The 11,892-nt window shown below is 57.9% G+C and carries 9 protein-coding genes and 4 tRNA genes; all 13 read left to right on the forward strand.

All coding sequences use genetic code 11. The features are described 5' to 3' along the window. Positions 1-448 precede the first annotated feature (448 nt). The gene (locus QWI16_RS11255) at positions 449-1,213 is read left to right on the forward strand and encodes a 3-keto-disaccharide hydrolase (protein ID WP_302713219.1); all 765 of its coding nucleotides are present in this window, start codon (positions 449-451) and stop codon (positions 1,211-1,213) included. 56 nt (positions 1,214-1,269) lie between these two features. Further along, positions 1,270-4,575: a 3-keto-alpha-glucoside-1,2-lyase-like domain-containing protein gene (locus QWI16_RS11260; protein WP_302713220.1), complete on the forward strand. Its 3,306-nt coding sequence runs from the start codon at positions 1,270-1,272 to the stop codon at positions 4,573-4,575. A gap of 256 nt (positions 4,576-4,831) precedes the next feature. Further along, a complete protein-coding gene (locus QWI16_RS11265) occupies positions 4,832-6,322 on the forward strand; it encodes an MFS transporter (RefSeq protein WP_302713222.1) in 1,491 nt (496 codons plus the stop codon). A 13-nt stretch (positions 6,323-6,335) separates the two neighbouring features. Beyond that, positions 6,336-7,355, forward strand: a complete 1,020-nt coding sequence (locus tag QWI16_RS11270; protein ID WP_302713224.1) for a glycoside hydrolase family 43 protein — start codon at positions 6,336-6,338, stop codon at positions 7,353-7,355. Between the two features lie 142 nt (positions 7,356-7,497). Then, positions 7,498-8,637: an alanine racemase gene (alr, locus tag QWI16_RS11275; protein ID WP_302713226.1), complete on the forward strand. Its 1,140-nt coding sequence runs from the start codon at positions 7,498-7,500 to the stop codon at positions 8,635-8,637. Next, positions 8,630-9,610: a bifunctional biotin--[acetyl-CoA-carboxylase] ligase/biotin operon repressor BirA gene (gene birA, locus QWI16_RS11280; RefSeq protein ID WP_302713228.1), complete on the forward strand. Its 981-nt coding sequence runs from the start codon at positions 8,630-8,632 to the stop codon at positions 9,608-9,610. Before alr ends, birA begins: the two co-directional genes overlap by 8 nt. Continuing rightward, on the forward strand, positions 9,607-10,344 hold the full coding sequence (locus QWI16_RS11285; RefSeq protein WP_302713230.1) for a type III pantothenate kinase: 738 nt from the start codon (positions 9,607-9,609) through the stop codon (positions 10,342-10,344). The genes birA and QWI16_RS11285 overlap by 4 nt, the downstream gene beginning before the upstream one ends. 8 nt (positions 10,345-10,352) lie before the next feature. Beyond that, on the forward strand, positions 10,353-11,078 hold the full coding sequence (locus QWI16_RS11290) for an SPOR domain-containing protein (protein ID WP_302713231.1): 726 nt from the start codon (positions 10,353-10,355) through the stop codon (positions 11,076-11,078). Between the two features lie 47 nt (positions 11,079-11,125). After that, positions 11,126-11,201, forward strand: a tRNA-Thr gene (locus QWI16_RS11295). A 92-nt stretch (positions 11,202-11,293) separates the two neighbouring features. After that, a tRNA-Tyr gene (locus tag QWI16_RS11300) sits at positions 11,294-11,377 on the forward strand. An 89-nt stretch (positions 11,378-11,466) separates the two neighbouring features. Further along, positions 11,467-11,540, forward strand: a tRNA-Gly gene (locus tag QWI16_RS11305). Positions 11,541-11,557: 17 nt separating this feature from the next. Continuing rightward, positions 11,558-11,633 (forward strand) — tRNA-Thr (locus QWI16_RS11310). Between the two features lie 91 nt (positions 11,634-11,724). After that, a partial coding sequence (locus tag QWI16_RS11315) for a GTP-binding protein (protein WP_302713218.1) occupies positions 11,725-11,892 on the forward strand: 168 nt, incomplete at its 3' end.

Below are 11,892 nucleotides of genomic sequence, written 5' to 3' on the forward strand. Positions count from 1 at the left end.
CCAGCACATTGGTCAAGCTTCTAATTGAAACGCCCTGTAGGTAATTACTCGCTCATCCCTGAGCTCGGCCTTCGGTCAGCTACCGCTGCGCTAATCGGCTCCCGGCCGATTAGTCCTGCAGGGCGTTTTTCTTGTGGGTTACTGTCCACGCTAGGGGGGCTTGCCGATGACAGATAACCGCTCGCGTTATCTTCATTCACAGGGTCAACTTTGGGCAAGTAAAAAACACTTTGTGAAGTCACTCGTCCCCATGCCTTTTCTCTATTCCTCTCGGTTAACCAATGCCAATCTCTCTTTAAGCTTCTTTAACAAATGCCGGGGGTCAATTTGACTTTAACCTGCTATAGTGAGGCTGCTATTTTTATTTGTGCCTTTCCATTCCATATGTGAAAATTGGAAGGTGACTTCTGCCAGATTTTGTTCTGTCTATTCTAATAAGTGAGAGCCCATGAAACTGTCTAGCGTTTTAACCCAACTGATCGGTATGAGCGCGGCCCTGGTGGCGGTAAGCCCACTGGCTGCGGAAAAAGAACCCTGGCAACTCGCCCAGGAGACCGAGGTCTGGGAGCCGGTACCCGAAAAAGTCTCCGTTAACCATCGAGGTGTACCCTCTGACGCGGTAGTGCTGTTTGACGGCTCAGGGTTGGATGCCTGGGAGTCGGTGAATGATGGCAGCAAGGCACCTTGGAAAATTCTGGGCGATGAGCTGGTAACCAACCCAAAAACAGGCGATATCCGCACAAGGCAGGACTTCTGTGACCTGCAATTGCATATTGAATGGCAGGCACCCGCCGAGGCGGAAATGGAAGGACCAGAAGGTCAGGGGCGTGGTAACAGTGGCGTTTTCTTTCAAGAGCGTTATGAAGTTCAGGTGCTGGATTCATTTGGTGGCGAGACCTACCCCAATGGTCAGGCAGGCTCGATTTACAAGCAGCATATTCCCCTGGTGAATGCGACCAAGCCACTCAGCGAGTGGAACGTCTACGACATTATCTACACAGCTCCCAGATTTTCCGATTCAGGGGAGCTGGAAAAGCCCGCCTATATCACGGTGTTGCACAACGGTGTGTTGGTGCAAAACCACGCCGAAGTTCAGGGTCCTACCGCCTGGATTGGTCATCCTCCTTATGAGGCGCATGGCTGTGCCCCGCTTAGGTTGCAGGATCACGGCAACCCTACCAAATTCCGCAATATCTGGATTCGCGAACTCTAAAGACAAGCCCCAAGCAGAAGGGCGGCGATGTGAGAGCCAAGATCATGAACGCACAAATGACCAAACTAAGCCTCCTGGCGGCGCTTTACTGGCCCGTCAGTGGCTGGGCCGCGACTCAAGCCGCTGCCGATTTATTTTCCTACCTTGATAAAGTCGACACGCTGGAGCGTGTGGGAGATGTCCGTTACGAGGCGGGTGCGCTTGCGCCCGAGAAAGGGGATACGGTCTTGCTCGGCACCGCCGGCCAGGCGGTGACCTCTAATGTGCACCTGTCAGACGCTGTTGTCACGCTGGAATACCTCGCCAGTGATGCTACTCGCGCCGGCTTGTATTTGCAGGGGCGCTATGAGCTGGCCCTTATGGATGTCGATGACGACAAAGCGCTGACTTTTGCCGATGCCGGTGGTGTCCAGCAGCGCTGGGACAATGAGCAGGGCAAAGCCATCGGCGGAGTGGCGCCCAAGCAAGATCTCGAGCTGGCGCCGGGACAATGGCATACCCTGACGGTGAAATTCCGTGCACCGCGCTACGATGAGGCCTCCAATAAAGTGGATAACGCCATGATTCTTGAGGCGTCCATTAATGGCCAGGTGGTGCAGAAGAATGCTTTACTGGAGGGCTTTACTCAGGAGCCTTTGCAGCAGTGGGAGACCACCTCGGGGCCGGCCATGCTGCGCATCAGGCAAGGGCAGCTGGCGGTGCGGCGCTTCTCCAGCCATCCGGCCGATTTCTCTAAGGTATTGGTGCCGGAGTCTTCCGGTGGCGAAAGCAACGAAGCGGCACTGGTAGACTTTGTCTCTGTCGGCCAGGAGGCCTTTATGGCGCTTGGCTGCAAAGAGTGTCACGCGGTCGCGGCCGATGATCCCAGTATGAAAACCGGCCCCAACCTGTTTGGTCTTTTCAAGAACGTGCCCCGAGATCGCGACATCATCGAGAGCGCGGAAAACCACCATTTCACGGTCAAGGCTGATTTCAGCTATCTTGAGCGCAGCGTCAGAAGCCCGGCGGCAGAGCTGGCCATTCATGAATCAGGCGAAAAGGCCGGTGATGCCTATCTGCCAATTATGCCGCCCTACATGCAGCAGACCCTGACGGACAAGCAGCTCGATGCCATCGGCTACTACCTGCAAACATTGAACACGCCCTGGGACCAGGGGCCGGTTGTTAAGCTGGTTGAGTCTTCGGGGCCGGAGAAATACGACCCGTTGGAAGACGATCTGCAGTTTCTGGTGGATGACCGGGTAAGACTGCAGCGTGGTCCCATGGAAGGACTGTCTGCCCGGAGTATTCACGTGGGCCAACCGAATGCGGTTAACTACAGCTTTGATCCGCGCATACTCGGTATTGCCAAGCTCTGGCAGGGCGGCTTTTTGGATATGACCGGAGAGTTGACCAACCGCGGTGGCAGCGGCCTGAAAACCGGGTTTGAGACTCGCGAGATTGACCTCGGTGAGCAGGGCGTTCTGATTGCACCACTCAACAGCGCCGGAGAGTTAGTCGACTTTTCGTTCAAGGAAGCGGTGTTTAAGGATACCGCTACCATTGCCGCCTCACTGAATGCGGCTGAAGATCAGCAGGCGCTGATTGACGCCCAGGATGCTCAGTTTCTCGGTTATCAGCGACCGTCCAAAAGCAAGACGGCCGCACCGGCATTTCGTTTTCGTGTTGGCAAAAACCGCTTGTCCATCGCTATGGCGATTGAAAGCTCCGGCGCTAGCAGCGTGACCATTAGCGGTGAGCGCACAGAGCCGCAGTCGTTTAAGGTCAATACCGAGGTATTTGGCGAGGCAAAGGTTTCCGTGGGGTCGCTCGACGAGGGCGTTTGGAGTCTGCCGCCGGGGAAGCAAGAGGCCCGCTTGCAAGCGCGTGTTGCTCTGGCGGCCAACGCCTGGAAGCCGGCGTCCAGTGACTTTGCCCACGAGCGTCAAAGCCTGAAACGCGTGGATGCCGTGGCGGATTTGCCGGCCGGCTATCGCATAGAAAACTATCTGCCGCCTCAGGACAACTACGGGCGAGACCAATTGTTTGAAGCTCTGGGCCTGGCCTTGGCAAAAGATGGCACCGTGGTGGTTGCCACGCGTACTGCTGGTATCTGGCGCCTCAAGGATGGTCAGTGGCAGTTGTTCGCCGAAGGCCTGTTCGACAGCTTGGGCGTGCAAATTGAGGACGATCACGGTCTGCAGTTGGTGGTGGGACAGAAGGCGGAGTTGACCCGTATTACCGACACCGATGGCGACGGTATGGGCGACCGCTTCGACACCCTGTTTGACGCTCACAGTTACCACGGTAACTATCATACTTATATGCACGGCCCGGCGCGCGCGGCCGATGGCGCCTACCACGTCAGCTTGAATTTGGCACACGCAGACGAGGCGGTGTACAAGGCCGAAGGGCTGTACATGGGCACGCAGGGCGGCTACAGCGGCTGGAACCTACGCGTGACGCCGGATGGCGAGTACAGCCTTTATGCCAGTGGGTTGCGCAGTCCGGCCGGCCTTGCACAGGGTCCAGACGGTGAGCTCTGGTATACCGAAAATCAGGGTGAGTTTGTCGGCACCTCCAAGCTGTTTGTGATTGAGCAGGGCAAGTTTTACGGCCACCCCAGTGGGCTGGTGGATTTGCCCGGCATGACACCCGAGTCCCCTCAGATTCAGTGGGAGCGGGTGGCCGACACCCGTGAGCGAGCCGCCGTGCTCTTCCCTCACAATATTGTCGCCAACGCCCCGGGCAATCCGATCTGGGATACCACCGGTGGAAAATTCGGTCCCTTTGCCGGGCAGATGTTGGTGGGTGATCAAACGCAGTCCAACCTGCTGCGCGTAGTCACAGAGACAGTGGGCGGTCGGCGCCAGGGCGTGGTGATTCCCTTTATGTCGGGCCTGGCCTCAGGGGTGATGCGTGGGGTTTTCTTACCGGATAACAGTCTGCTGGTGGGACAGACCGGCCGCGGCTGGCAGGCAAAAGGCGGTCATGTGGCAAGCTTGCAACGCATTTACTGGGACGGCAAAACTCTGGCGCCGGCAATAAAAACCGTTAAAGTGACCGCTCGCGGCTTCAGCGTCCAATTGACCATGCCTGTCAGCGCCGAATCATTGAACCAGAAAGTCAGCGTCCGCTCTTGGGTCTATCGGGATGCGCCGGATTACGGCTCCCCCGAAATGGGTGAACGGGAGGAGGCCGCTAAGGTCCGCCTGGCCGATGACGGCATGTCCCTGATCATCGATCTGGCCTCTACCGAGCAGGGACAGTTGGACCCGCAGCAGACGGCTCGCGTCTACCAGATCACCCTGGCGGAGGATCTGCTTGGCCCATGCTCACCCGCTCTTAATGCCTTCTATACCCTGTATCGGTTTGCCGACTGAGACATGGATCGACGGGTATTGTGGAAAAGCCGGGCTTCTGCCCGGCTTTTTTTTGGCTAAATGAATCGGAGCTTTGCATTATGAAAGCGAAAACATATATCATATAGTCATTATGACTAAATAGAGCTGGCGCGGTTTGCCAGGGATAGGGCACAATGCGTAAGGCCCCTTCTAGGGCTTGCAGGTTATTTGTCCTGCCCACCCGCAGAAGGGGCACTCATAAGCCCCATAACGATAAACCAAAGAAGATAACAACATGACTGCACGCGTAGAGAAAATTTCCGTAATGGAAAAGGTCGGCTACAGCCTGGGTGATTTGGCGGCCAACTTGATCTTTCAAACACTGGTGACCTTCCTGGCGTTTTTCTATACCGATGTCTACGGCTTGCCGCCGGCTCAGGCGTCCATGGTGACCGGGATCTGCGGTATTCTCGGTGGGGTGATCTTTACCCCAGTGGTGGGCATGCTGGCAGACCGAACCAATACCCGCTGGGGTAAGTTCCGTCCCTGGGTGTTGTTTACCTCGATACCGTTTGGTGTGGGCGTGCTTCTGGCCTTTACCACGCCCGATCTGGACCCCTCGGGTAAGCTGGTCTACGCCTTTGTGACTTACCTGGCGCTGGTCATGCTGTACTCGGCCAATAATCTGCCTTATTCCGCTCTGAGTGGCGTTATTACCGGCAATATGGGGGAGCGGGTTAGCTTGTCCTCCTACCGTTTTGTGTCGGTGATGGTGGCTCAGTTCATTATTCAGGTGCTGTTGCTGCCGCTGGTGTTGATCCTGGGTGATGGCGACAAGGCGGAGGGCTTCAAGCAGGTCATGACGGTGTTTGCCGTGGTCGGCGTGGTGTTTTTCGTTATTACCTTTCTCACCACCAAAGAGCGGGTCGTGCCTCGCCCTGAGCAAAAATCCAGCGTCAAAGAGGACCTTGGCGATCTGTTTAAAAATATCCCCTGGGTCATCATGCTGGTAGCAACCATTCTGGTTTTCATGATGCTTTCGCTGAAAAGCGGCTCATTGATCTACTACTTCGAGAATTACCTGAGCGAGCCGCACCTTGCCCGCTTTTTGGAAGAGACCGGCTTCAATAATTTCATTGCCAGCCTCAACAGTGTGCTGCAGGGCGCCGGCTTGACCAAATTCCGCTGGCCGGAAGATGCTGCGACATCGGCTTTCAGCCTGTTTAATGCGCTTGGCATTATTTTCATGATCGTGGGTATCGGCTTCTCCAAGCCGCTTACCAATCGCTTTGGCAAGCGCGATGTGTTCGGTTGGGCGCTGGCAGCTTCCATGCTGTTTGTGATCGTCCTGTACTTTATCGCGCCTACCTCTATTGGCAGCGTGTTTACTGCTCAGATTTTGCACGGTTTTACCTATGGCATCACCATTCCGCTGCTGTGGGCAATGATCGCCGATGTGGCGGATTATTCTGAGTGGAAAAATCACCGCCGCGCGACGGGTATTATTTTCTCGGCCATGATTCTTGGCCTCAAACTGGGTCTCACACTGGGGGGCTCACTGGTCTCCGCGATTCTCGCAGTTTACGGCTACGAAGCCGCTGTTGCTGTGCAGACGCCGGAAACCATTAACGGCATCAAGCTGGCGGTGAGTTTGTTTTCTTCTCTGCCCGCCTTTGTTGCCGCCGCCTTGTTGTTCTTCTACAAAATCGATAAGAACTTGGAGCAGCAAATTGAGCGCGAGCTTGATGCTCGCCGCAACGAAACCACTGAAAGTGCCACTATTTGATTGAGAGAACCCCATGGCTGATGAAGAGTACACAAGCCTCGATTATGACGAGTTGAACGCAAAGGCGCTGTCGGCGCCGCTGGTGAAGCACATTTATACGGCTGACCCCTCCGCGCATGTGTTTGATGGCAAGATTTACGTTTACCCGTCACACGATATTGAGGGCGGTGTGCCCTTCAACGACAATGGTGACCACTTCTGTATGGAGGACTACCATGTCTTCTCTATGGCGTCTCCGGACGCTGAGGCGATGGACCACGGTGTTGCGCTGCATGTGGATGACGTGCCCTGGGCGGCGCGGCAGATGTGGGCACCCGATGCCGCGCGAAAGGATGGTCAATACTATTTGTATTTTCCGGCCAAGCGCGCCGATGGCATTTTCCAGATAGGCGTCGCCATCGGCGACTCGCCGGTGGGGCCGTTCAAGGCCGAGCCCGAGCCTATCGCGGGGAGTTACTCGATTGACCCTGCGGTCTTTGAGGATGAAGACGGCAGTCACTACATTTATTTTGGTGGGCTCTGGGGCGGCCAGTTGCAGAAGTATCGCAACAACGAGTACGGCCAGAGCCACGAAGAGCCCGCTGATGATGAGCCGGCACTGGGGCCAATTGTCGCGCCACTGTCTGGCGACATGAAAGGCTTTGCCGCTGAGCCCCGGGAAATTCAGATTCTCGATGAGAAGGGCGAGCCTTTACTGGCTGGCGATCACGAGCGCCGCTATTTTGAAGGCCCCTGGATGCACAAGTACCGTGGCAAGTATTATTTCTCCTACTCCACCGGGGATACGCACTACTTGTGCTATGCCACCGGCGACAGCCCCTATGGCCCATTCACCTATCAAGGGCGCATCTTGACGCCGGTTGTGGGCTGGACAACCCATCACTCCATCTGTGAATACGAAGGTGCTTGGTACCTCTTTTACCACGATTCAAGTCTGTCCAAAGGGGTGACGCACTTGCGCTGCGTCAAAATGGCCGAGCTGACCTACGATGAGCAGGGGCGCATCAACACGCTCGATCCCTATCCGGGCTAAACCCCAAGCATCCCTCTCGACAAGCGCCAGGCATCTGCCTGGCGCTTTTTGTTTGGGCTGGCATGGTTGTCTCTCTGGAGAGGCTGGATTTTGCGGCGCAGTTTTGTAACTATGCCGCATTCACTTACGCCCGCCAGAGCCTATGACCGCCAGCACCGGACTTTTAACCATCGACCTGAACGCTATCGTTGCCAACTGGCGTTACTTGCGCGCCTACGTTGCCACGGCGGAGGTCTGTGCTGTCATCAAGGCCGACGCTTATGGTTTGGGGGCCGAGCCTGTCGGACGCGCGCTCTACGGGGCGGGTTGCCGACGTTTCTTTTTTGCCACTTTACCCGAGGCGGTCGATGCCCGCCGGTATCTGCCGGCTGATGCTCACTGCTATGTGTTGGGCGTTGTACCGGCGGGGCAGGAGTCTCTGCTGCAAGTGCACGCGCTGACCCCTGTGTTGTCTTCCATGGCCGACGTGCGCCAGTGGCGGGTATGGCGGGCGAAGGCGGCGGGAGCACCTCAGTGTGTCGTGAAATTTGATTCGGGAATGACTCGTATGGGGCTGGATGAGTCCGAGCTTGACGAGCTGGCGCAGACCGCGGGCGGGTTTGAGGCGCTGGGCGTTGAGTGTGTGATGAGTCACCTCGCCTGCGCCGACGAGCCCGGTCACCCGATGAACGAGCAACAACAGCAGCGATTTGCGCATGTCTGCGAGCGGCTGCGTGTATCCCATCCCCGGTTACAGTTTAGTCTCGCCAATTCCAGCGGCATTTTTCTCGGTGAGCGCTATCACTATGACCGTGTGCGCCCCGGTGCGGCCCTCTATGGTTACGCGCCAGATCCGGAGCAGGCCAATCCCATGCGCGCGGTGGTCAGCTTGACCTTGCCTCTACTGCAGCTGCGTAAGCTCAGCCGTCGAGCCCATGTGGGCTACGGCGCGACAAGGAGCCTGGATGAGGGGAGGGTTCTCGCCGTGGTGGCCGGTGGCTACGCTGACGGTTTGCACCGCCTCTTGGGGCCTGCCGGTGTCGCCATGTGCGGCGGCGTTAAGGTGCCTGTGGTGGGGCGGGTGTCTATGGATACCACCTTGTTCGATGTGAGCGAGGTGCCGGGCATCGATCAGTGGTTGGGCAAACCCCTGTCTGAGGTGCCGCTGTCTTTTGTGGTCCTGGGTCCCGAGCTCGGCTTGTCTGAGATCACTCAGCGCAATGGCGCGCTGGGCTACGAGGTGCTCACCAGCCTGGGCAGTGGTCGTTACCGGCGACGCTATCTGGAGGTTGGCGATGACTGACTCTTCTTTTTTACAGTTGCTCAGGCTGTTAAGTGATGGCCAGTATCACTCCGGCCGCGAGCTCGGCGAGTCCCTGGCAGTCAGTCGCACGGCGGTTTGGAAGCAGCTGCACAAACTCGACGAGCTGGGACTGCTACTCGAGTCCAACCGCGGCCGCGGCTACCGTTTGCCCGGTGGTTTGGAGCTGCTTGACGCCGAGAGCATTGAGCGCGAGGCCGAATGGCCGGGCTTGTCGGTAACGGTTGAGCCGGTGGTGGACTCCACCAATGCGCGGCTAATGGCGGTGGCGGCGCAGAGTGACAACGGCGCACTTTGCTTGGCTGAGCAGCAAAGCGCTGGTCGTGGCCGCCGCGGCAGACCCTGGGTCAGCCCCTTTGGGAGAAACCTCTATATGTCGATGCTTTGGCAGTTCGATGGCGGTGCGGGCGTGCTCGAAGGCTTGAGCCTGGCGGTGGGCGTCTGTGTTGCCGAGTCGCTAGAGTCACTGGGGTTTTCCGGGGTGAGCCTGAAATGGCCAAACGATATTTTGGTGGAAGGCGAGAAGCTGGCCGGAGTGCTCCTGGAGATGACCGGTGATCCGGCGGGTGTGTGCCAGGTGGTCATCGGCGTGGGGGTGAACCTGTCTATGCCACCTGATGCCGCAGGCAAGATTGATCAGCCCTGGGTGGATCTCCAGCAGTTGGCGCAGCGCCAGGGGTTGAGCCCTGTCTCGCGCAATCAGCTGGCGGGTAAGATTGCCGGCGCCCTGGCGCGCATGCTCTCGTCCTTCGCGGTGGAAGGGTTTGGCCGCTGGCGTGAGCCGTGGTTGGCCCGCGCGGCATTTTTGGGGGAGGCGGTGAATTTGCACACGGTGAGTCAGGTGCGTCAGGGCCGGTTTGCCGGTGTCAATGGCAGTGGGGCCCTGTTGCTTGATACCGACCATGGGCAGGAGGCGGTGTATGGTGGTGAAGTATCGGTGAGACCTGTGTCATGAAACTCTTGATTGATATGGGCAACAGCCGTATTAAATGGCGCCTAAGGCACCAATCGCTTACGCTGGGGGCCGGCAGCGCCACTTACGACGAGGAGGCTGTCTGGGATTGGCTGGTGGAAATCAGCGCCGCTCACCCCCTCGCTGTCATATGGGTTGCCAGTGTCGCGGGCGTTGAGCGCGAGAAGCGTCTGCTTGCCGCCTGCGCCGAGCTTGGTTTGCCCGCTCCGCAGTTTGCCGCCCCCCGCGCATCGGTGGCGGGCTTGGAGTGTGGCTATCGGGACTATAGGACGCTCGGTGTGGATCGCTGGTTGGCTCTGCTCGGTGCCCGGGGGCGCGGCGACTGTGTTGTTGTCGACAGCGGCACGGCGCTGACGGTTGATCTTTTGCTGGCTGACGGCTGTCACCTGGGCGGCTATATTGGCCCGGGATTGTCGCTAATGCGCCGCTCGCTCGCCGGTGAATCTGCAGCGCTGGCGGCGGCGCTCAGGCAACCCCTGGCTGTCTGTGCCGGGCCGGGGCTGGACAGCACGGGCGCCATAGACAGTGCCCTGCTTGCCATGGGGGCGGGGCTGATTCGCTCGGCTCTGGCGCAGATGCCCAGTGGCGCGCAGCTCTTACTCAGTGGTGGAGATGCGCCCATATGGGAAGCGCTTTTTGAGGGAGCGCAGATGGCACCTGAGCTGGTGTTTGATGGTTTGGAAGTGTGCTTTTCACAGGACGAGACGGGGGCTTAAAGAAGTCTATGAAGCTGATTTTCTTCGCATTGCTGGGGCTGAATGCGGCCGCGTTGGCGCTGCAGTTGACCGTCTGGAAGCCGGAGCCTGCGGCGCCGGAGCGTCGCGCGGCGGTTGCGACAGCAACCGGTGGTGAGCCTCTGGTGTTGCTGTCTGAGCGCGAAAGCGCTCCGCCGGCGCCGGCGGCTGCCCGACGCGACGAGATTCAGAGGGCGTCGTTCGGTGCCACTATGGAGGGGCGCGACGGGGAGCGTGAGCGCTTGTGCGACATGCTGGGACCCTTTGGCCGGCTGCTCGATGCCGAGTATATGGTGGAGTCGCTGGCTGCGATGGAGGTGGTCTCCAGTGTGCGCCAGGTGGCGGTGCCTGAGGGGGTGGGTTACTGGGTGCACTTACCGCCCGAGCCGAGTAAAAAAGAGGCTCTGAAAAAGCTCCGCGAAGTGCAGGCCAAGCAAATCGACAGCTATTTGATTCCGCGCGGCGAGTTGGCCAACGGTATTTCCTTTGGCATGTTTACCCGACAGGAGTTGGCCGAGGCGCGTCTGAGTGACATGCAAGAGTTGGGTTACCCCGCCGAGATTCGCGAAATTACGCGTACCCGCGAAGAGGTCTGGGTGTTGTTGGAGCCGGGTCAGGCCCAGTCGTTGAGCCCCGAACTCTGGTCTGAGTTGCTGGGCCGGGAAAATGGCGTGGAGAAACAACAAAAATACTGCTCAGGTGTTGCTTCCGGATAAAAGTTTCACTAGAATCCCGCCTCCACGTTGAGACGTGGTCAGAGAATGCTGGCGTAGCTCAGTTGGTAGAGCAGCTGACTTGTAATCAGCCGGTCGGGGGTTCGACTCCTCTCGCCAGCTCCATTCTCTCTAAAAAGCGGCTGTAAGCGGGTGAATTTACAGGAAAAACCGGTTGACAGTGGCTGGCCAGAGCCGGACAATGCACGGCTCGTTTGGCAGGGGTTCCCGAGTGGCCAAAGGGATCAGACTGTAAATCTGACGCGAAAGCTTCGGTGGTTCGAATCCACCCCCCTGCACCATTTTTACCGCTTGTAGCGGTGTCGGCGTTGGCCGGCAACGGCTGGGAAGTATCAGCAAAGGTTGAGCTTCGCGTAGGCACCTAGTGTAAGCGGGCATAGTTCAATGGTAGAACCTCAGCCTTCCAAGCTGATGATGCGGGTTCGATTCCCGCTGCCCGCTCCAGATGCCGAAAATTTAAGGCTCTTGTAGCTCAGTTGGTAGAGCACACCCTTGGTAAGGGTGAGGTCGGCAGTTCAAATCTGCTCAAGAGCTCCATATTCTCGGCTGCGAAAGAGTGTCTTTCGCGGCTGTTTTTTATGTGTAACTAAATGGCTTGTTTTGACGGCTAGTTGAGGAGGCGCTCGCAATGGCGAAGGAAAAGTTCGAACGTAATAAGCCCCACGTCAACGTGGGCACCATTGGTCACGTTGACCACGGTAAAACCACTCTTACAGCGGCCCTGACCCGTGTATGTGCGGAAGTATGGGGTGGCTCGGCGGTCGCGTTTGACGGTATTGATAACGCACCGGAAGAG

The sequence above is a fragment of the Gilvimarinus algae genome, from assembly GCF_030518215.1.
Taxonomy (GTDB): Bacteria; Pseudomonadota; Gammaproteobacteria; order Pseudomonadales; family Cellvibrionaceae; genus Gilvimarinus; species Gilvimarinus algae.

Excerpts from the sequence above, each read along its gene's own strand:
- QWI16_RS11290 (WP_302713231.1), top strand. The coding sequence starts at position 10,353 with ATGAAGCTGATTTTCTTCGCATTGCTGGGGCTGAATGCGGCCGCGTTG.
- birA (WP_302713228.1), top strand. The coding sequence starts at position 8,630 with ATGACTGACTCTTCTTTTTTACAGTTGCTCAGGCTGTTAAGTGATGGC.
- QWI16_RS11285 (WP_302713230.1), top strand. The coding sequence starts at position 9,607 with ATGAAACTCTTGATTGATATGGGCAACAGCCGTATTAAATGGCGCCTA.
- QWI16_RS11260 (WP_302713220.1), top strand. The coding sequence starts at position 1,270 with ATGACCAAACTAAGCCTCCTGGCGGCGCTTTACTGGCCCGTCAGTGGC.
- alr (WP_302713226.1), top strand. The coding sequence starts at position 7,498 with ATGACCGCCAGCACCGGACTTTTAACCATCGACCTGAACGCTATCGTT.
- QWI16_RS11255 (WP_302713219.1), top strand. The coding sequence starts at position 449 with ATGAAACTGTCTAGCGTTTTAACCCAACTGATCGGTATGAGCGCGGCC.
- QWI16_RS11265 (WP_302713222.1), top strand. The coding sequence starts at position 4,832 with ATGACTGCACGCGTAGAGAAAATTTCCGTAATGGAAAAGGTCGGCTAC.
- QWI16_RS11270 (WP_302713224.1), top strand. The coding sequence starts at position 6,336 with ATGGCTGATGAAGAGTACACAAGCCTCGATTATGACGAGTTGAACGCA.